Genomic DNA, 20,760 nt, shown 5'->3' on the forward strand with positions numbered 1-20,760 from the left:
GTGGTCTCGGATGCGGCGGCGGATGATCTGGGGCTGAGGGTGACGCCGTTCGAGTTGGCCTATGACCTGAGCCGGGAGGTCGTCGTCGAGGTGGATGAGGAGCCCTTCGACCCGGAGGCTGAGGCGGAACGCGCCGCCCGGATCCTCACCATCCGGAGTTTCTCCAACGGCTACTGGACCACGGAGTGGACCGTTTTCTCCGAGCCGCTGTTCACCACCGTCCCCCGCCCGGAGCGTCTGCAGTGGTGGCGGGAGCACTTCGCCGCCATGGATGACAAGCGTCGGGTCAAGGACAAGAGCGGATACCCGGAGGAACGCTACATCCAGCTGCCCGGATGGTTGCAGCTGCTGCTGGATGTTCCCTGGCAGGGACGGCTGCTGGAGCAGGCGGCTGGGCTCGGCAACCTCAAGGCCCACGCCCTGGCCGGGAGACCGCTCGTCACCACCCTCACGGCCGAGGAGCGTCAGACGCTTGACCAGCGGCTGACGTCCCCGTTGCTCATCCAGAACCGCTACGGCAACTGGGAGTTGAGCAGCCCGGACACCTACCTCAGGGCCACCTTCGGTCTGCTGGATCCGGAGGAGGCGCGACAGATCACGGCCCAGGTGCCTGCCGGGGCATTGGCCGAGACCTATGACTCCGTCAGCGCGCTCGTCGGCCTGATCCTGCCGACCCCCGAGGAGCGGGTGGCCTTCGCCCGGCGCACGAGCGCCAAGCTCCTGGACTGGGACGAAGCGGTGCCCTGGCTCATCGGCACGGGATCCCACGGCCTCGACCTGCTGCTGAGCTGGATCTCCACGCGGGGCAAGGGAGAGGCCGATGCGATGGCACGGCAGGTCGCTGCCGTGGCGCACGGTCCCGGCATGACGTGGTTCTTCCTCGACATGTTGGCCACGAAGGCGGCCCCGGTGGCCGAGGAATGGCTCTCCTCGCATGTCGGAGCCGCGCTGGCCGCGAACCTCTCCCCCGCCCGGGCCGAGGCCCTGGCGCCCACCCTCCGTCGACTCCCCGTCGCCGAGCTCCGCGCGCTGGCCCCGCAGGCCACCCCCAGCACCCGCAAGGTGATCGAGGGGATCCTCGCGGAGGCCGATGCCCCGGAGCTCCCCGCTGAGACCACCTGGTGGGTGGATGCGGCTGCGACGGTCCCCACCGGGGTGGAGGTGCCCATCGAGGCGGCGGGGCTGCCGCCGTTGGTGGTGGAGGGTCATCGGCTCTCGGTGGCGCAGGTGGGCGAGGTGTTGCGGGCGTTGAGTACCGAACAGGCCCATCCGCTGGTCGCGGCGGTGCGTCAGCGGGCCGAGGTGACCAGTCGGGATCGGTTCGCGGTGGCGGTGTTCCGGGCGTGGATCGCTTCGGGGGCGGCGGCGAAGCAGTCGTGGTGTCTCACGGGTGCGGGTTGGTTGGGGGACTCCCAGTTTGTGGCTGAGTTGACTCCGTTGATTCGGCAGTGGCCGGGGCAGAGTCAGCATCAGCGTGCGGTGAAGGGGTTGACGGCGCTGCGGAATGTGGCCACGGATGCGGCGTTGCAGGCGATCTCGGGGATCGCGGCGAAGGTGAAGTTCGCTGCGTTGAAGAAGCGGGCTGGGGAGGCGATGGATGAGATCGCCGCGCAGCGTGGCTTCTCCCGGGATGAGTTGGAGGACCGGATCCTGGCCGATGGCGGGTTGGATGAACGCGGCACGAGGATCTTCTCCTATGGGTCTCGTCGGTTCCTGGCCTTCGTGGCCCCGGATGGGAAGATCGCAGCCCGGTTGCTGGATGTGCAGGACCGCCCGACGGGGAAGGTGTTGACCAGTCTGCCGGCTCCGAACAAGAGCGACGACCAGGAGGTGGCGAAGACCGCGAAGGCCGCTTTTGCGGCGATGAAGAAGGATCTCACGGCGTTGGTGAAGGTCCAGACCAGTCGGTTTGAGCAGGCGATGATCCAGGATCGTCGTTGGGATCCGGCCGATCATGCCCGCTTCATTGCCCCGCATCCGGTGCTGCGTCGGCTGCTGGCCGGGGTCATCTGGGCCATCCGGGACGGCGACGGTACCTTGGTGGCCACCGCCCGGATTGATGAGGACGCCACCCTCATCGACGCCAGTGACGATCCCATCACCGTGCCCGAGGGAGGCAGCATCGGGATCGTTCATCGGCTCGATCTCACCGATGAGCAGGCCAGCCGATGGGGCGAGGTGTTGGCCGACTACGAGCTGACCACCCCGTTCAAACAACTCGACCGCCCCACTTTCACCCTGCCCACCAGCCAGGGCGAGAAGCTGGAATTGCAGGGCATCCCCGAAGGCAAGATCCCGGCGGCGAAACTCATCGGCGCCTTCACCAAGCACGGCTGGCAGCGCGGCGACGCCTACGACAGCGGGGTCTACTGCATCCACTACCTGCCGGTGGCGGCGGTGGGAGTGACGGTTGTGGCCCGGTACGACGGGATGTGGATGGGATCCCTGGCGGAGCAGGAGGACCAACAGCTCCACGAGGTCTACATCGTCGAGGGCATCCAGGACGGTGAGGCCCTGGGTTGGGGCGACTCCTGGCAGACCGAGAAGCTGACCAAGGTGCCCTGGAGGCGTCTGCCTGCCGGCGTCGCCAGCGAAGTGGTGGCCACCATCCAGCAGCTCAGCAGCTGACCGGGAGGCGGCACCGGCCGGGCCGCGCTCGCCCCGTCGCCCGGCCCTTCAACCCGCACCTCGCGGCCCCGGCCCCCTCCTCAGCACGCTGATTCGCCGCACCCAACACAGGCGAACCCGCGTCAAGGCAGGCGAGCCCCACCCCAGACAGGCGAAACCACCAAGGTCGCCGTCACGAACCGCCGTCCCGCTTTGCCTGAAACGTTTCAAACGACGTCTCACGGAAGCAGAGCGGCGGTTCGTGCACCCTCCCCGACCCGCCCTCGACGCCCCGCCCGTCGCACCACGCCCCCAAGCCCACCCCCGCCCCGTCAGCCCACCCCGGTCACGAATCGCCGTCCTGCTCGGGCTGGCTGGGCCTTGACAGGGATCCTCTAGGATTGCGTCGAACTCGTGAAGGAGACCGCCGTGAAATGGGAGCGCCTGCGCCAGTACCAGCGTCATCTTGCGCCCGGTACCCCGCTCCGCGCTGGACTCGACCGGATCCTCCACGGCCGCACCGGCGCCCTCGTAGTCCTCGGCAACAACGCCAAGGTGCAGCAGGTCTCCACCGGCGGGTTCCAGCTCGGTGTCGAGTTCACCCCGCAGGCCCTCCGCGAGCTCGCCAAGATGGATGGCGCCATCATCCTCTCCAACGACCTCAACCGGATCGTCGCCGCGGGGGTGCACCTGGTGCCCGCCGGTGAACTCCCCACCGCCGAGACCGGCACCCGTCACCGCTCCGCCGACCGCACCGCACAGGCCGCCGGGGTCCCCGTCGTCACGGTGTCCGCGTCGATGTCGACGATCTCCCTGTTCCTCGACGGCCACCGCCACGTGCTGGAATCCTCCAGCCAGATGATCAGCCGCGCCAACCAGACCCTCGCCACCCTGTCCCGGTTCGTGACCCGCCTCGACGACGTGCTCCACCAGTTCAACGCCCTCGAGGTCGGGGCCCAGGTCACGATCCGCGACCTCGTGCAGGTGGCGCAGCGCCTCGAGATGACCAAGCGGCTGTCGTCGGAGACCCAGTTCCTCATCGACATCCTCGGCGTCGAGGGCCGCCTCGTCTCCCTCCAGCACGCGGAACTCGTCACCGAGTTCAACGGCCTGCCCGCCCAGCTCGCCGAGGACTACGCCCACAACCTCGCCGAGCCCGAACGGTTCACCTTCGAGCCGCTGGCGAACTTCTCCACCGAGGAACTCCTCAGCACCCAGCTCGTCGCCGAGCGCATGGGATTCGGCGCCAACGCCTACCTGGAGACCCCCCTCACCACCCGCGGCTCGCGCCTGCTCGGCTCCGTCGGCCGACTCCCGGCCGGCACCGTCAGCAAACTGGTCAACCAGTTCTCCCTCCAGGAGCTGTTCGGGGCCTCCGTCGCCGAACTGCTGCAGATCGAGGGCATCGGCAGCGCCCGGGCGCGCCAGATCCGCGACGCGCTCGCCAGGATCACCGAGACCGCCTTCAGCCGGCCGCCGCTGCGAAGTTGAGCTGAAACGGCTTGGCGCGGCAGCCCCGGCTCCCGATACGGTGGATTCGCACAGGAACCGCAGTGGGAAGAGGGTGAAGCAATGGACGGACAGGCCATCGCAGCGCGCACACTGGAACTGACGAAGTCCTACCCCGTGGGACCCGGTCGCGTCATCGCGGTCAAGGACGTCACGATGCAGATCCGCAAGGGCCAGCTGACGGCCCTCTTCGGCCCCTCCGGTTCAGGCAAGACCCCCCTGGTGAACTGCATGGTCGGTCTCGAGGCCGCCACGTCCGGCTCCGCGTGGGTCGGGCAGCACAAGGTCACCGACATGAAGGAGCAGGAGCTGACGAAACTCCGGCGCCACAGCGTCGGTGTGGCGTTCCGGTTCCCGACGCTCGTGCCCACCCTGTCCGTGCGGGAGAACCTCAACCTGCCGATGTCCATCGCGGGCAGCACCCCCGACGAGGGCTGGTTCAAGGCGCTCGTCGACGCGGCCCAGCTCGGCAACCACCTCGACTCCCCCGCCGGCGAACTGCCCGCCTCCTACCAGCAGCGCGTCTCCGTGGCCCGGGCCCTCCTCCCCCGCCCCGACCTCGTGGTCTGCGACGAACCGACGGGCAACCTCGCCAACGAACCCAGCCAGGCGCTGCTCGACTTCATCCGACGCTGCGTCAACGACTTCCAGGTGACGATCCTGCTCGCCACCCACGACCCGGCCATCGCGGCCCGCGCCGACCGGGTGCTGGTCCTCTTCGACGGCCAGCTCGTCAACGACATCAAACGCCCCTCCAGCATGGGCCTCGCCCAGCGCCTGTCCGAACTGCGTGGGACGCGCTGATGAGACAACTCAGCTGGCACTCGTTCCCGCAACGGCTCGGCCGCGCCGGGCTGCTCGCCACCGTCGTCGCCGTGATGACGGCGATCCTCGGCCTGCTGCTGTCCCTGTTCCACAGCGTGTCCGTCACCGCCGAGGCCCTCGCCGCGCAGGCCCGAGCCGACGTCAAGGTCCAGCCGACCGCCTGGCTCGAGGTCGAGGACGAGACGGCCCTGCCCAACGTCGTGTTGACCGAGGCGATGGCCGTGCAGATGGGGCAGCTCCCCGGCGTCGAGGCCGCCACCGGCATGATGCTGGGGCGTGGCATCCAGGCCATGAGCGACGATGGCGAGGTCCACAGCCCCGGTCTCGCCCCCACGGTCTCGGGCAGTTTCGACGACTCCGAGCACAGCACCGTCGAGCTCACGGCCGGGCGCGCCCCGACGGGGCCCTCCGAGGTGGTGATGGACGCCCGCACCCTCGAGGCAACCGGCCACGGCCTCAACGAGGAGGTCAAGGTCGTGCAGGACTCCACGTCGACCATCCTCACCGTCAGGGTCGTCGGCACGGTGAAGGTCAAGGGGCACGACGCGGGCTCCGCGTCGTTCATCCTCTTCGGCCTCGACCAGGCGCGGCAGCTGTTCGGCAACGGCAAGGAGAACTGGAACGCCGTGGCGCTCCATCTCGCCGACGACGCGGACCGCGACCAGATCATCAAGGAGATCGAGAAGATCGTCCCCTTCGGCTATTCGGCGGTGAAGCCGTCCGGGCTCGAACGTTCCGTCCGCTACCTGCTGCACCCCCGCATCGCGACTGCCAGGGTGACGCTGCTCGTGGGGGGCGCCTTCATCGCGTTGGCCACCATCGCCCTGACGGCGACGACGTTCGGCCGTCTCGCCGGCCAGCAGCGGGAGGCCCTCGCCGCGATGCGGGCCATGGGCGCCAGCCGCCGCCAGACGTTCCTCATCGTCATGACGGAGGCCCTCCTCGTCGCTGCGGCGGGGGCCTTCGTCGGCGCCCTCCTGGCGTTGCTGTTCCAGGGCTGGGCCCACGGCACCGCCGGCGCGACGGGGCTGAGGATCGGCCCGCCGGCCGGGTTGGGGATCGGCGGCTTCCTCCTCACCATCGTCCTCGGCATCGTCTGCACCCTCGTCGGCGCCACCCACAACGCCACCAAGGTCACGAAGGGGCACCCCGTCACCCCGCGGCTGGCGGGGCAGCCGCCACGCTGGCTGGGCGATGGCGCCTGGACCGGGCTCGGCATGATGGCGGTCGGTTTCCTGCTGCTGGTGGTGCTCCGCCTGGTCCCCGGACTGCCGCTGCCCGTCCTGTGGGCGCTGTTCGCCTCCCTGGCGCTGGTCATCGGCGCGATCATGGGGTCGGCGCTCATCTGCCTGCCGCTCATCGCGCGCGTCGGCGACCTCCTGAGCCGCCCCTTCGGCGGCCTGGCGAAGGTCGCGGCCAGCCAGGGCGTGGGGCACCCGGCCCGTCTCACCCTGGGGGTGTCGGCGATGCTGCTCGGCACCGCCCTCATGACCGCGCCGGCCATCATCTCCCTGTCCGGCCAGCACACCGCGGAGAAGCGGGTGCCGCTCAGCTTCTCCGGCACCTACCTCATCCACAATGAGCGCGACCACCACTTCAGCACCGAGATCGCCGCGGCGGTCGCAGCGGTGCCCGGCGTGAGCGAGGTCGGCTCCGTCGGGATCCACGAGATCAACACCGACGACGGCCCGGTCGCCCTCGCAGGGGCGGCCCCCGGGCAGTTCGAGTCCGTCTTCGCCGCGACCCTCACCCAGGGCCGCATCCCGGAGAAACCGAACGAGGTGATGATCTCCGAGGACTACGCCGACGCCTCCGGCCTGCGCCTGTCGGACCTGTTCAGCTTCAAGGTGCAGTGGAAGCCCGCGGCCCTGCGGATCGTCGGCCTGTTCGACGTCGCGGGTGACGTCGACCCGGTCCAGGCGGTCGCCACCCGGGAGGCGACGGCGGCACGGGCCATGCCGGACTGGGACTCGTGGATCGCCTTCTCCGCGCCGGTGTCGTCGCTGAAGGAGGCCCGGAACCTCGTCGCCCCGGCCCTCGGCGACAACCCGCTCATGCAGGTGACCAACCCTGAGGAGATCGGCGCGCAGCGGGCCCAGGAACTCAAGGAGATCGGCGCCCCCTTCCAGGAGCTCGGCGGGTTCGCCCTGCTGGGTGGGGCGCTGGCCATCGCCCTGTTGCTGACGTTGAGCGTCATGGACCGTGAACGGGAGTACGGGTCGCTGCGCGTGATCGGCGCGGGTCGACAGCAGATCGCGTTCATGATCCTCGCCGAGGGTGTGGTCCTGTCCGTGCTCGGGGTGGGCTTCGGCATCATCGCGGGTGTGCTGAGCGGCTGGGGCATCCGTCATTCCCTGCTGGAGCAGGGTTACTCGGTGCTGACGATCCCGTGGGGCAGTTTCCTGCTCCTGCTGCTCCTGGCCGTGCCGATCGGGTTGCTGGCGGCCGTGCCCGCCGCGATGCTGGGGTCCCGCACCGAGTTCACCGACAGCACCCCGGCCAGCTCCTGAGCCCAAGGACCGGAAGGGCCCTGATCGCTTTCATCGCGATCAGGGCCCTTCCGGTGTCAGCTGCACGCCGTCGGGATCACTCCACGGCCTCGGTGGCCGGCTCGGCGGCGGGCACCGGCGACTCGGCCTTCGTCACCCCGGTGAAGCGGAACGGCAGGTCGGAACCCTCCTCCGCGACATCCACCTGGACGATCTGCCCGGAGGACAGCTCGCCGAACAGGATCTTCTCGGCCAGCACGTCCTCGATGTCCCGCTGGAGTGCACGACGCAGCGGCCGCGCCCCGAGCACCGGGTCGAAGCCACGGCGGGCGATGAGGGACTTCGCCGCCGGGGTCAGCTCGATACCCATGTCCTTGTCCGCGAGACGGGTCTCGATCTGCGCCACCATGAGGTCGACGATCCGCTCGATGTCGGCCTGCGTCAGCTGGTGGAAGACCACGACCTCGTCGACACGGTTGAGGAACTCCGGACGGAAATGCTGCTTCAGCTCGTCCGAGACCTTCGCCTTCATCTTCTCGTAGCTGGAGGCCTCATCCCCGGCCCGCGAGAAGCCGAGGTTGACGCCCTTGCTGATGTCCCGGGAACCGAGGTTCGTGGTCATCACGATGACGGTGTTCTTGAAATCGACGACCCGACCCTGCGCGTCGGTGAGACGCCCCTCGTCGAGGATCTGCAGCAGCGAGTTGAAGATGTCCGGATGGGCCTTCTCGATCTCGTCGAAGAGGACGACGGAGAACGGCTTGCGCCGCACCTTCTCGGTGAGCTGACCGCCCTCCTCGTAGCCGACGTATCCGGGCGGGGAACCGAACATCCGGGATGCGGTGTGCTTCTCCGAGTACTCCGACATGTCGAGGGTGATGAGGGCATCCTCGTCGCCGAACAGGAATTCGGTGAGTGCCTTGGTGAGTTCGGTCTTTCCGACGCCGGAGGGACCGGCGAAGATGAACGATCCGGAAGGCCGTTTCGGGTCCTTCAATCCGGCGCGGGTGCGACGGATGGAGCGGGCGAGTGCCTTGACGGCGTCCTCCTGCCCGATGTAGCGCTTCCCGAGCTCCTCCTCCATGCGGAGCAGCCGTGCGGACTCCTCCTCCGTGAGCTTGAACACGGGGATGCCCGTGGAGCCGGAGAGCACGACGGCGATCTCCTCCTCGCCGACCACCGCGGGGATGTCGGAGTCGCCCTGCTTCCAGGCCTCCTCCTTCTCCGCGCGCTGCGCCTGCAGCTGGGTGACGTCGTCGCGCAGCCGGGCCGCGGTCTCGAAGTCCTGCGCGTCGATGGCGGCGTCCTTCTCCATCTTGAGCTTGGCGATCTGCTCGTCGAACTCGCGCAGGTCCGGCGGCGCGGTCATGCGCTGGATCCTGAGCCGGGCACCGGCCTCGTCGATCAGGTCGATGGCCTTGTCGGGCAGGAACCGGTCCTGGATGTAACGGTCCGCCATGGTGGCCGCCGCGACCAGGGCCTCGTCGGTGATGGTGATGCGGTGGTGCGCCTCGTAGCGGTCCCGCAGCCCCTTGAGGATGTCGACGGTGAGGGCGACGGACGGCTCCTCGACCTGGATGGGCTGGAAGCGTCGCTCCAGGGCCGCGTCCTTCTCGATGTGCTTGCGGTACTCGTCGAGGGTGGTGGCGCCGATGGTCTGCAGCTCGCCGCGGGCGAGCATCGGCTTGAGGATGCTCGCGGCGTCGATGGCCCCCTCGGCGGCACCGGCCCCGACGAGGGTGTGGATCTCGTCGATGAAGAGCATGATGTCGCCGCGGGTCTTGATCTCCTTGAGCACCTTCTTCAGGCGTTCCTCGAAGTCACCGCGGTAGCGGGACCCGGCGACGAGGGCGCCGAGGTCCAGGGTGTAGATCTGCTTGTCGCGGAGGGTCTCCGGCACGTCGCCGCGGACGATGGCCTGGGAGAGGCCCTCGACGACGGCGGTCTTGCCCACGCCGGGTTCGCCGATGAGGACCGGGTTGTTCTTGGTACGCCGACTGAGCACCGTCATGACCCGCTCGATCTCCTTGACCCGGCCGATGACCGGGTCGAGGCGGTTCTCGCGGGCCGCCTGGGTGAGGTTGCGCCCGAACTGGTCGAGCACCTGGGAGCTGGACTTCTCCGGCCCGGCCTCGGGGGCCCCGGCCATGGAGGCCTCCTTGCCCTGGTAGCCGGCGAGGAGCTGGATCACGGTGGAACGGACGCGGTTGAGGTCCGCGCCGAGTTTGAGCAGCGCCTGCGCGGCCACGCCCTCACCCTCGCGGATGAGGCCGAGCAGGATGTGCTCGGTGCCGATGTAGTTGTGGTTCATCTGCAGGGCCTCGCGCAGGGACAGCTCGAGGACCCGCTTCGCGCGCGGCGAGAACGGGATGTGCCCCGAGGGGACCTGCTGGCCCTGCCCCATGATCTCGATGACCTGCTGGCGCACGGCCTCGAGCGAGATGCCCAGCGACTCGAGCGCCTTCGCGGCCACACCCTCACCCTCGTGGATCAGGCCCAGCAGCAGGTGCTCGGTGCCGATGTAGTTGTGGTTGAGCAGCTTGGCCTCGTCCTGCGCCAGCACGATGACCCGCCGTGCGCGGTCGGTGAACCGTTCGAACATTCTCTTCCCTCCTGGAACCCGACACACCTGTACGGACTCCACCCCTCCCAGCTTAGAGGGTGCATCAACAGATGATTCCATCACGATCACGCGGCGTGTGGGAGCCGACGGATCCCAGGCCGCAGCCCACCGAGTCGTCCATTCGGTCGGCAACACATATACTGACACCGATTCTCATTATCCAAGGAGGTTTCGTGTCCTTCGTCCCGACGATCTCGCGCCTGGCGCTCTGCAGCGCCGTGGCCGTCGCCCTGTCCACCGCCCTGCCCGCCGCATCCCATGCCGACGAGGCAGCCACCTCGGAGTACATCCTCACCCTGCTCCAGCCCGCCGACGGTCACCTCGTCGCCGCGGCCCAGGGCATCAACGACAACGGCGACATCACCGGTATCACCCGCCCCCAGACCGCTGCCCAACCCCAGCAGGCCGCTCTGTGGCCCACCGGGACCCAGCAGGCCATCGCCCTCCCTCAGCTGCCGGACTCCCGCTTCGGTCGCGGCTTCGACCTGTCGGCCAGCTCACTGGTGGCCGGCGAGGCCTTCGACGCCCAGGGCAGCAGCATTCCCGCGGCCTGGACGAGGGACAGCGTCACCCAACTCCCCTCCGTCTCGCCCAACGGGCGTGGGCTGGCCGTCGACATCGCCGAGGACGGACAGATCCTCGGCAACGCCAACAACGGGACGATGGGCGTGGCCTACCTCATCACCGGGGAGACCGTGACCACCCTCACGGCCCCAGCCACCGACGAGGGGACCCTGACCCGCTACCGGGCCGTGGCGATCTCACCCGACGGCGCCCGGGTGACGGGGATCAGCAACGTCGACGTCCCTCACGGCGACCACCACCACGCCGAGAGCCTGCTCACGGTCTGGCACAACGGGAAACCCACCATGTGGGAGCCCGAGGACCACGGCCCAGCCTTCACGCCGAGCAACATCGACAACTCCGGCCTCGTCGTCGGCTCGGTGAAGCCGCAGAAGCACGTCCAGGCCGCCACCTGGGTCGACGGCAGGCTCACCCTGCTGACCGATCCCAACCTCGGCGAGTACCCGCACGTCACCGCGAATGCGAGCAACGGCGCAGGCCTCATCATCGGCACGGCCACGAAGTACGCGGGCAACTCCAGCTTCGGAGGCGCGGCGGTTGCCTGGCGCGAGGGCGTCCCGGTGGACCTCAACACCCTCGTCGATCTGCCCGAGAACGTGACCCTTCAGGATGCCCGGGACATCAACGCATCCGGGCAGATCGTCGGCACCGCGCGGACCGACAAGGGCAGCGTGGGCTTTCTGCTGACGCCGCGGAAGGCTCCCAACCCGCAGCCGACCCCGACGCAGTCACCCTCGGCCGCTCCGTCGCCCAGCACGGCCCCGTCGGCCACGACGGCCCCGACCGCCGCCCCGACGACGGCCCCGACCGCGACCGCCACCGCGAGCACCCCGGCACCCTCGCAGGTCCCCAGCAAGCCCGTCGAGCAGCCCCGCCGCCCGGGTCTGCCGAGGACCGGCCACTGAGACCGGGTCACCCGAGACGACGAGGGGCCGGGAGCGAAAGCTCCCGGCCCCTCGTCGTCATTCCGGACGGGGTTGCTCCCCGCTCGTCAGTGGGCCGCCTCATAGGCCGCCAGGATGGCGGCGGGGATGCGGCCGCGGTCGCTGACCACGTGTCCTTGGTCGCGCGCCCATGCGCGGACGTCATTCGTCGCAGGGCCGCTGGCGGCACGGCGACGCACCCGGGACTTGGTGTTCCCGCCCCGCACCCGACGGGCCTTGGCGATCCAAGGCTCAAGGGAGGAGGTGAGCTTGGCAATGTTCTCCTTGCTCAGGTCAATCTCGTACTCGACACCATCCAACGAGAAGACCACGTTTCGGTCTGCCTCGGTGCCGTCGATATCATCCTTGAGCAGGATCTGGACCTCGCGAGCCATGTGGCACTCCTTATTCGTTCTGAAAACAACTTGTCATTGCCTGTGGCACGTAACGGGGCCAGCTTACATCGAATTCGAGATAAAGGAAGAATCGGATGAGTCATCCTTTGGAAGTCCAAGTCGGCGATATTCCTCTCCCCGGACGGACCCAACTCCCTCTTCCACCACGCCATCCCGCGACGACAGGCGTGGTGGCATTCAACCTCGACATATCCAACAATGTCATCCAAAAGGTCAGGATAGAGCCCGGTTGGTTGCATCGAGCAGCCGAGAAACTCTTCGAGGTGAGGGACTATCGCTCCCTCATCATGCTCGGCGACCGGCACGACTGGTTCTCCAGCACGTCGGGTGAACTGGTCATCACCCTCGCGGTCGAACGCGCCATGGGACTGCTCCCCCCGGCCCGCGCCACCTGGCTGCGCACCCTCCTCGCGGAGCTGGCACGGATCCACTCCCACCTCGCCTTCCTGAGCATCGTCGACGACGCCGTGTGGGACGAGGTGGGGGCGGTGCGGGAACTCCTCGTCGCCCTCTCCGGCAACCGCATCCACCCAATGCTCAACCGCGTCGGGGGGCTCTCCCAGGACGCCCCCGCCGCCTGGCTCGCCGACCTCGCCGCCGCCCTTCCCCGGCTCCAGGCGGGCGCAGAACGGGCCTCGCAGCGCCTCGAGGACAGCGGGGACCGCTTCCGCGGGCTCGCGGTCCTCGACGCCGAAACCTGCCGCCAGTACGGCGTCTCCGGCCCTGCGGCCCGCGCCTGCGGCCTCGACCTGGACCTTCGCGCCGACGGGATGCTCGCCTACGCGGGCGTCCTCGAACCCACCCCGCTGCGGCAGGAGGGGGACGCCCACGCCCGGCTGGCCGTGCTCGTCGACGAGGTCCGGACCGCCACGACGATGATCGGCAGGCTCCTCGACGCCGTCCCCGACGGCCCCGTCGCCACGCCCCTGTCGCGGCGGCTCAAGGTGCCGGAGGGCGAGCACATCGCCGAGATCGAGGCCCCGTGGGGACTCGCCAGCGCCTTGCTGGTCTCACGCGGCGGCCAGACCCCGTGGCGGCTCGCCCTGCGCACCCCCACCTTCCACAACGTCGCCGTCATGGAGAAGGTCCTCGTCGGCACCAGGACGCAACAGATCCCCGATGGGATCGCATCACTCGGATACGCCATCGGGGATCTGGACAAGTAGCAGCGGGGCGCCGCCCCAGGTCAAGCCCGCCTGCGGCGGCGACGGGGCTTCTGCTGCTGCTCCTCCTGCTTGATGATCTTCGCGACGCGGCTGAGGTCGACCATCGTCGGGTCCTCGCCCTCGGCCCACAACTCCTCCTCGGAGGTGGCGACGGGCGGCGTGGGAAGCTCCACCACGTTCTCCGTGGTCTCCTCCTCGATGGCGGCGGCCAGCTCCGCCTCGAGCTCCGCGATGCGCGCGGTGAGGCCGTCGATCCGGGCCTGCCGCTCCGAGACCTCGCTGCGCAGCCACGCCGCGTTGCCGCGCATGGAACTGAGCTCCGAGTTGGCGGCGCCCAGCTGGCGACGCAGGTGCTCGATGATCTGCTGGAGCTTCTCGGCGCGCCCGGTGAAACGCTCGATCATGGCGACGGAGTCGGCGCGGTGCCGCTCCGACTGCTCCTTGCGCAACGCCACCTGACGACGGACCTCGGCCTGGTGCTCGGCCCGCTCCCGATGGAGCTCACTCCACGCCACCATGACCGCGGCGAAGGCCATTCCGATCGCGAGGAGGGCACCCGCACGCACCACCCACACCCCGCCGAGCATCGAGGCGAGCACGATGAAGGTACCCACCCCCAGGATGGTCAGGGCAAGGTTGCGTTCCTTGGAGCTGCTTGCAGCATGTCGTCCAGCCATGGGGACAGGCTAGAACCTCGCCCCCGTCACTCGTCAATCGAAACGCCGAACGGATGGCGATTGACGAAAGAGGGGACTCACGCCGGATCCGCGGCAGGAGCGCCCGCCCCGCCCTCCTCGTCGTCGTCCCCGGCCACGCAGAGCCGTTCCAGGTACCAGCCCACCCAGGCGAAGGCACCGCACACCACGATCGTCACCAGCCCCCGTACAGTGCGGGCCAGGGGCGCCTGCGCCGCGACGTGCAGCAGGGAACGCCCCACGTAGACGGCGTGCGCGCCCGCCAGGATCGCCCCCGTCGAGATCATCGACTTCGCCACCACCAGCGCGATCACCGCCTCCCGGGCGCTGACGCGACGCTCCTCCAGGCGCGACGGCAACCGGCGGGCGTAGGTGAGGACCCCGACGCCGAGCGCCACGAGGATGCCGGGCAGGCTCCACGGCACAACCGGCGGATAGCTGTTGAACAGGGTGAACAGGTTCATCCCGATGAACCCGAGAAGTGCCCCTGCCAGCGCCGCCAACACGACGTCGCGTCCACTGGTCAGGGCGAGGCGGGGCTGCTTCGTCAACGCTGCGCCGGGTTCACGATCACGATGTCGTCGCGACGGGTCAGACCCGAGGTGTCGACATCCTCGACGAGCTCCGCGATCCTGCCGTGCCCCGCGATCTCCCCCATCGGGTCGATGTCCAGCCACGGCACCAGCACGAAGGCGCGCTCATGGGCCCGGGGGTGCGGCAGCTCGATCGCATCCTCCGAGATGCGCTTGCCGACCATGATGACGTCGATGTCGAGCGTGCGGGGACCGTTGCGGACGATCCGCTCCCGCCCGAAGTTCTCCTCGATGGCCTGGGCGCGATCCAGGATCGTCAACGGCTCCAGGGTCGTCTCCGCGACGACGACGAGGTTGAGGAAGTCCGGCTGCGCCGGCCCGTCGCCCTCCAGCTTCGTCTGGTAGACGGGCGAGATGTCGACGAGGATGAGTCCCGGGGTCTCACCCAGGAACTCGACGGCGTCATTGAGGATCGCGGCGGAATCACCCAGATTCGATCCGAGGGAGAACACCACCTTGGAGATGGGCCGCAGGTTGCCGAGGGTGTCGACATCAATGTCGAAGGGGCCATTGTTCATGATCTGCTCCTGGTGATCGAGACGGAGATGTCAGTGAACTCGTGGGGCACGGGCGCCTGCGGTTTGTGAACCGTCACGCGCACCTGCTGCACGAGTGGTTGGGCCAGGCACCGGTCGGCGATGCGCCCCGCCAGGGTCTCGATGAGTCGGCAGGGTTCCCCCTCGATCTCCGCACACACCTCCTCGGCGACCTCCGCGTAGTTCACGGTGTCGGCGAGGTCGTCGGTTCGGGTCTCGAGCTCCAACCCCAGCTCGACGTCAACCACGAAACGTTGACCATCCCTCCGCTCGTCGGGGAACACTCCGTGGAACCCGATGGCGGTCAACCCGGTGATGCTGATGAGGTCGATCTCCCTCACCTCCTGCCTCGCTCGCTGGCAATGTCCCCCGAGCTTACCCGGGCTCCCTCGTCGTGGCGACATCGCCCTTCACCATGGCTGCGCCGTCCAGAGGTCAGACGGACAGCCGCGCCGCGACCTTGATCGAGTCGAGCTGCGACGAGACCTCGTGGGTCCGCACCCCCCACACCCCGTGCAGGGCGCACCACGTCGTCACCGCGGCGGTGGCGGCGTCGCGCTGGAGCGGCTCCCTGCCGTCGAGAAGGTCGCCGAGGAAACTCTTGCGGCTCACCCCGACCAGCAGCCGGTGCCCCGTGCCCCGGAACCGGCTGAGGGCCCGCAGCAGCTCCCAGTTCTGCTCCCCCGTCTTCGAGAACCCGATCCCCGGGTCGAGGATGATCCGCTCGGAGGGGATCCCGGCGGCGACGGCGGCGTCGCGACGTTCGAGCAGCTCGCCCAACACGTCCGCGACGACGTCGTCGTAGTGGGTGTGCTGCTGCATCTCCACGGAGTGGGCGCGCCAGTGCATGAGGACGTAGTCGACGTCGAGCCCCGCGACCTCCTCGAACATCCCCGGATCGGCGAGACCCCCGGAGACGTCGTTGACGATGCTGGCCCCGGCGGCGGCCGCGGCCCGGGCGGTGGCGGCCCGCATCGTGTCGACCGAGCAGACCACCCCCTGCGAGGTGAGGGCCTGGATGACGGGGACGACGCGGGCTGTCTCCTCCTCCGGCGGCACCCGCAACGCCCCCGGGCGGGTCGACTCGCCGCCGACGTCGACGATGGCGGCACCCTGCCTCGCCATGAGGAGACCGTGGGTGACGGCCCCGTCGACGGTGGCGTGCTCCCCACCGTCGGAGAACGAGTCCGGCGTCACGTTGAGCACGCCCATGACCAGCGTCACGACGTCCCCCCTCCGTGGATGAGGCTCATCGCCTCGGCCCGGGTGGCGGGGTCGCGCAGCTGGCCGCGAACGGCGCTGGTGATGGTCCGGCTGCCGCGTTTCCTCACCCCGCGCATGGTCATGCACATGTGCTCGGCCTCGATGACGACGATGACCCCGCGAGCGCCGAGGTGCTCGACCAGGGCGTCGGCGACCTGGGAGGTCAGCCGCTCCTGCACCTGGGGTCGTCGGGCGTAGGCGTCGACGAGGCGCGCCAGCTTCGACAGCCCCGTCACCTGACCGCCCCCGGGGATGTATCCGACGTGGGCAACGCCGACGAACGGCAGCAGGTGGTGCTCGCAGCAGCTCGTCAGCTCGATGTCACGGACGAGCACGAGCTCCTCGTGATCGATGTCGAAGGTGGTGGCGAGGATCTCGGCGGGGTCCTGACGCAGCCCGACGAAGAGCTCCTCGTAGGCGCGGGCGACGCGGGCGGGGGTGTCGCGCAGCCCGTCGCGGTCGGGGTCCTCCCCCACCGCGAGGAGGATCTCCCTCACGGCGGACTCGATGCGGCCCCGGTCGACGCTCACCTACGGTCCCCGGGCGAGGGTGGGGCCCACTGTTGCGGATCCGGTCCCGGCCCCGCGTCGGGTCGGGGCGGCAGGGGCGGGGTCCTCGGCGGCAACATGGCCGGCGGCACCTCGACCGGGGGGACGGTGGACGGGACCCGCTCGTCGGAGCCCGTCCAGGCGGGACGCTGCGGGCGACGCTTCAACGACCTGAAGACCTCGGCCACCTCGGCCTTGTTGAGGGTCTCCTTGGCGAACAGCTGCCGCACCAACTCGTCGAGGACCTCGCGGTTCTCGACCAGGACGTCGAAGGCCTCCTGGTGGGCGGCGTGGATGAGCTTCGCGACCTCCTCGTCGATGACGGCCGCCGAGGCCTCCGAGACGTCCTTGCTGGGCTGGGCGCCCCGCATCCCCATGAAGGGCTCGGAGTCGCCGCCGCCGAGCTGGACCGCACCGACCCGCTCGCTCATCCCGTACTGGGTGACCATCGCCCGGGCGACCTTCGTCGCCTTCTCGATGTCGTTCTGGGCGCCGGTGGTGGGGTCGTGGAAGACGAGTTCCTCGGCGGCCCGGCCACCCATCATGTAGGCCATCTGGTCGAGGAGTTCGCCGCGGGTGCGGGAGTACTTGTCGTCGTCGGGCATCACCATGGTGTAGCCGAGGGCGCGGCCGCGGGGCAGGATGGTGACCTTCTGCACCGGGTCGTTGCCGGGCATCGCGGCGGCGACGAGGGCGTGGCCACCCTCGTGGTAGGCGGTGATGAGGCGTTCCCTGTCGTTCATGAGGCGGGTGCGCTTCTGCGGCCCGGCGATCACCCGGTCGATGGCCTCGTCCAGCTGGGGCTGGCTGATGACGTCGAGGTTGAGGCGGGCCGCGAGCAGGGCCGCCTCGTTGAGGACGTTCGCGAGGTCGGCGCCGGAGAACCCGGGGGTGCGGCGGGCGACGGAGTCGAGGTCGACGTCCGGCCCGAGCGGCTTGCCGGCCGCGTGGACCTGCAGGATGTGGGCGCGGCCCGTCAGGTCGGGCGCCTCGACGGAGATCTGCCGGTCGAAACGGCCGGGACGCAGCAGGGCCGGGTCGAGGACGTCGGGACGGTTGGTCGCGGCGATGAGGATGACGCCACCCCGCACGTCGAAGCCGTCCATCTCGACCAGGAGCTGGTTGAGGGTCTGCTCGCGCTCGTCGTGGCCGCCGCCCATGCCTGCGCCGCGGTGGCGACCGACGGCGTCGATCTCGTCGATGAAGATGATGGCGGGGGCGGCCTCCTTGGCCTGCTCGAAGAGGTCGCGGACGCGGGAGGCACCCACGCCGACGAACATCTCGACGAAGTCGGATCCGGAGATGGAGAAGAACGGCACCCCGGCCTCACCGGCGACGGCGCGCGCGAGGAGGGTCTTGCCGGTTCCGGGCGGCCCGTAGAGCAGCACGCCCTTGGGGATCTTCGCGCCCAGCCGCTGGAACTTCTTCGGCTCGGCGAGGAACTCCTTGATCTCCTCCAGTTCCTCGACGGCCTCGTCGACGCCCGCGACGTCGGCGAAGGTGGTCTTGGGCATGTCCTTGCTGGCGAGTTTCGCCTTCGACTTGCCGAAGCTGAGGGGGCCACCGGCGCCACCGCCGCCGACCATCCGCATCACGAAGAAGAAGCCGATGACCAGCAGCAGGATGGGCAGGAAGGTGTAGAGCAGCGACGACAGGAAGCTCGGCGTCGGGTTGCGCGACACCCACTTCTCCACCGTGCCCTTGGAGGTGCGGTCCTTGAGGATCTGGACGAACTCGTCGACCTGCCGCCCGACCCAGCTGGACTGCATCCGCTCGCCGGAGGCGGTGGTGATCTGGATCACCTGTTCCCCGTCGACGAGGACGACCTCCTTGAGCGCCTCGTCGCCGCTCAGGGTCGAGAGGATCTGGTTCATGGGGACGTCCTTGAACCCGAAGACCCCGGCCGCGAACTGCATCGCCATGGAGCTGATCAGGATGAGCAGGATGATCCAGGTGAGCCACCCCATGGGGCTCTTCATCATTTTCTGCAAGACGTTCAATCCCCTTGGAAAGGCTAAGGCTGGCCCTGAAAGCCTACCAGCGCCTGAGGATGGGCCCTACTGGTAGACGTGCGGGGACAGGATCGCGAGGTCGCGCAGGTTCCGGTAGCGCCCCGCGTGGTCGAGGCCGTATCCGACGACGAAGTCGTTGGGGATGTCGAAACCGACGTACTTCACCGGCACGTCCATGCGCGCGGCCCCGGGCTTGCGGAACATCGCCATGATCTCGAGGCTGGCGGGCTTCCGGCTGGCCAGGTTCGACATGAGATAGCTCAGCGTCAGACCGGTGTCGATGATGTCCTCGACGACGATGACGTGACGGCCCTCGATGTCGACGCCGAGGTCCTTGAGGATGCGGACGACGCCGCTGGACTGGGTGCCGGAGCCGTAGGAGGAGATGGCCATCCAGTCCATCTCGACGTGGGACCTCATCGCCCGCTGCAGGTCGGCGACGACCATGATGGCGCCGTTGAGGACGCCGACGAGGAGGATGTCCCTGCCCTCGTAGTCGCGGTCGATCTCGGCGGCGACCTCCGCAAGACGGGCGGCGATCTGATCGCTGGTGTAGAGGACTTCGGACAGGTCGGACTTCACATCGGCAGCATCCACGCCTCGAAGTCTAAACGCCGTCGCCCTGCCCCGTCGGCACCGCGCCGCCCCACCGGGCACGAACCGCAGCCTTGCTTCCACGAGACCCTGTTTGAGACGTTCCAAACGAAGCAGGACAGCGGTTCGTGACCAGGGCGGGCGCGGCACGGGGACGGGCCGGAGACGGGAAAGCGCCCGGAGGCGAACCTCCGGGCGCTTTCCCGACGGGTCAGGCCCAGTGGTAGTGGGCCACCCAGTCGATCTGGATGTCGGTGAGCGCCGGGGTCTGCGGCCCGGGGACACCGTTCGGGACCGTCTCGTACCGGGCCTCGGAGCCGTTGGGATCCATCGCGCCGGTCTGGACGCCGAAGAACATCTCCTTGTCGGTGATGCCCTCCTTCTCGATACGTCCCCACTCCTCACCGTCGAAGGTGAAGATGATCCGGTTGTCCTCGACGATCACACCGTAGGTGTGCCAGTCCGACATGGTCGGGTTGTCGAAGAAGCGGTGCTCCTGCTTGTTGTCCGGATCCCAGTGGTAGACACCCATGATCTCCGGACCGTTGACCCGGCCCTCCGCGAAATCGATCTCCGGCGGCCAGCCCTCGTCCTTCGGCCACAGCAGGAAGACGTACCCGATGCCAACACCCTGCGGGAACCTGGCCCGCACCTCCCAGCGACCACGCGAGGCCGCGAAGACGTGCTTCGTTGAGACACCACCGGCGCTCCACTGGCCGTTCTCGTACTTGGTGCGCACGAGCAGTTCCCCACCCGAGGTGAAGACGTTGTCCATCGAGCGGAAGCCCATGGCCCCGTGCCCGACGGGCGGGTTGCCCCAACCGTAACGCTCCCAGCCGATCTCCTCGACGGACCGGTCGAAGCCCTCGAAGTAGTCGATCCGCCAGCCCGGCAGTTCCGCTTCGGCCTGTTCGGCCTGGGAGCCGTTGTCGCCACCGCGGTTCGCCTGGCCCTGCCCGGTCGACAGATGCTGCTCCGCCGCCTGCGTGTTCGGCTGCTTGTGTGGCTGCGGATTGGCCTGCTCGGACGAGCGGGTCCGGTCGGAACGACTGGCCGTCGAACTGCTCTCCGACGACGGCGTCGCACTCGCGGCGCTCTCCTGTTCCTCGGGTGTCGCGCTGGCCAGCGTCGGCGTGGCGCTCGGCGCCTCACCCGGCGACTGCGGCAGCGGATCGGGGGCCACGGTTCCCGAGGCCGCCGCCGCAACCGACGATGACGGCCTCGACGACGGGACGAACTCCCTGCTCACGGCAGGGGCCGGTTCGGCCGTCGTCTCGGTCGGGCTCCCCCCGAGCCCAGCGGTCAGAACTATGGCGCCCACTCCCAGTGCGGCGGCCGCCGTCAGCTTTCTCGTGTCCATACCCCTCCTAGGTTCA

Annotated in this window: 17 protein-coding genes; 6 read left to right on the top strand and 11 right to left on the bottom strand. The window is 69.0% G+C overall.

Translation table 11 applies throughout. The annotated features are described in order from the left end of the window. The 4 genes from EII35_RS10150 to EII35_RS10165 all read left to right on the top strand — a co-directional run. Positions 1-2,628 (top strand): DUF4132 domain-containing protein (locus EII35_RS10150; protein ID WP_148098941.1); only part of this gene is annotated, 2,628 nt, incomplete at its 5' end. Positions 2,629-3,036: 408 nt separating this feature from the next. Further along, entirely contained in the window at positions 3,037-4,098 is a 1,062-nt protein-coding gene (disA, locus tag EII35_RS10155) for a DNA integrity scanning diadenylate cyclase DisA (RefSeq protein WP_260465093.1), read from the top strand. Positions 4,099-4,179: 81 nt separating this feature from the next. Continuing rightward, positions 4,180-4,920: an ABC transporter ATP-binding protein gene (locus EII35_RS10160; RefSeq protein ID WP_125228358.1), complete on the top strand. Its 741-nt coding sequence runs from the start codon at positions 4,180-4,182 to the stop codon at positions 4,918-4,920. Further along, positions 4,920-7,451, top strand: coding sequence for an FtsX-like permease family protein (locus EII35_RS10165; protein ID WP_125228359.1), 2,532 nt, complete (start codon positions 4,920-4,922; stop codon positions 7,449-7,451). The genes EII35_RS10160 and EII35_RS10165 overlap by 1 nt, the downstream gene beginning before the upstream one ends. Before the next feature lie 76 nt (positions 7,452-7,527). On the opposite strand, the gene EII35_RS10170 is transcribed toward EII35_RS10165, so the two are convergent. Beyond that, the gene (locus EII35_RS10170; RefSeq protein WP_125228360.1) at positions 7,528-10,032 is read right to left on the bottom strand and encodes an ATP-dependent Clp protease ATP-binding subunit; all 2,505 of its coding nucleotides are present in this window, start codon (positions 10,030-10,032) and stop codon (positions 7,528-7,530) included. A 194-nt stretch (positions 10,033-10,226) separates the two neighbouring features. Here EII35_RS10170 and EII35_RS15950 point away from each other — a divergent pair, with 194 nt between their 5' ends. Next, positions 10,227-11,543, top strand: a complete 1,317-nt coding sequence (locus tag EII35_RS15950) for a hypothetical protein (RefSeq protein WP_185744273.1) — start codon at positions 10,227-10,229, stop codon at positions 11,541-11,543. Between the two features lie 86 nt (positions 11,544-11,629). Here EII35_RS15950 and EII35_RS10180 read toward each other — a convergent pair whose 3' ends face one another. Continuing rightward, positions 11,630-11,956, bottom strand: coding sequence for a histone-like nucleoid-structuring protein Lsr2 (locus EII35_RS10180; protein WP_125228361.1), 327 nt, complete (start codon positions 11,954-11,956; stop codon positions 11,630-11,632). A 284-nt stretch (positions 11,957-12,240) separates the two neighbouring features. On the opposite strand from EII35_RS10180, the gene EII35_RS10185 reads away from it, so the two are divergent. Then, positions 12,241-13,143, top strand: coding sequence for an NADH-quinone oxidoreductase subunit D-related protein (locus EII35_RS10185; protein WP_185744274.1), 903 nt, complete (start codon positions 12,241-12,243; stop codon positions 13,141-13,143). 20 nt (positions 13,144-13,163) lie between these two features. On the opposite strand, the gene EII35_RS10190 is transcribed toward EII35_RS10185, so the two are convergent. The 9 genes from EII35_RS10190 to EII35_RS10230 form a co-directional block, all read right to left on the bottom strand. Further along, entirely contained in the window at positions 13,164-13,820 is a 657-nt protein-coding gene (locus EII35_RS10190) for a hypothetical protein (protein WP_125228363.1), read from the bottom strand. 77 nt (positions 13,821-13,897) lie between these two features. Next, the gene (locus EII35_RS10195; protein WP_125228364.1) at positions 13,898-14,389 is read right to left on the bottom strand and encodes a DUF3180 domain-containing protein; all 492 of its coding nucleotides are present in this window, start codon (positions 14,387-14,389) and stop codon (positions 13,898-13,900) included. Then, complete coding sequence (gene folK, locus EII35_RS10200; protein WP_125228365.1) at positions 14,386-14,949, bottom strand: 2-amino-4-hydroxy-6-hydroxymethyldihydropteridine diphosphokinase; 564 nt, start codon at positions 14,947-14,949, stop codon at positions 14,386-14,388. Before folK ends, EII35_RS10195 begins: the two co-directional genes overlap by 4 nt. Then, positions 14,946-15,308, bottom strand: coding sequence for a dihydroneopterin aldolase (gene folB / locus EII35_RS10205; RefSeq protein WP_260465094.1), 363 nt, complete (start codon positions 15,306-15,308; stop codon positions 14,946-14,948). Before folB ends, folK begins: the two co-directional genes overlap by 4 nt. Before the next feature lie 94 nt (positions 15,309-15,402). After that, positions 15,403-16,179, bottom strand: a complete 777-nt coding sequence (folP, locus tag EII35_RS10210) for a dihydropteroate synthase (protein ID WP_125228406.1) — start codon at positions 16,177-16,179, stop codon at positions 15,403-15,405. An 8-nt stretch (positions 16,180-16,187) separates the two neighbouring features. Further along, positions 16,188-16,760 (bottom strand): GTP cyclohydrolase I FolE, encoded by a 573-nt coding sequence (gene folE, locus EII35_RS10215; RefSeq protein WP_125228366.1) that lies wholly within the window; start codon positions 16,758-16,760, stop codon positions 16,188-16,190. Beyond that, positions 16,757-18,769 (bottom strand): ATP-dependent zinc metalloprotease FtsH, encoded by a 2,013-nt coding sequence (ftsH, locus tag EII35_RS10220; RefSeq protein ID WP_395858241.1) that lies wholly within the window; start codon positions 18,767-18,769, stop codon positions 16,757-16,759. The genes folE and ftsH overlap by 4 nt, the downstream gene beginning before the upstream one ends. Positions 18,770-18,835: 66 nt before the next feature. Next, positions 18,836-19,387 carry a hypoxanthine phosphoribosyltransferase gene (gene hpt / locus EII35_RS10225; RefSeq protein WP_125228368.1) on the bottom strand — a complete coding sequence of 184 codons (552 nt, stop codon included), beginning with the start codon at positions 19,385-19,387 and terminating at the stop codon, positions 18,836-18,838. A 208-nt stretch (positions 19,388-19,595) separates the two neighbouring features. Further along, on the bottom strand, positions 19,596-20,744 hold the full coding sequence (locus tag EII35_RS10230; protein WP_125228369.1) for a glycoside hydrolase family 16 protein: 1,149 nt from the start codon (positions 20,742-20,744) through the stop codon (positions 19,596-19,598). Positions 20,745-20,760 lie beyond the last annotated feature (16 nt).

Source organism: Arachnia propionica (assembly GCF_003932785.1).
Classification (GTDB): domain Bacteria; phylum Actinomycetota; class Actinomycetes; order Propionibacteriales; family Propionibacteriaceae; genus Arachnia; species Arachnia propionica_B.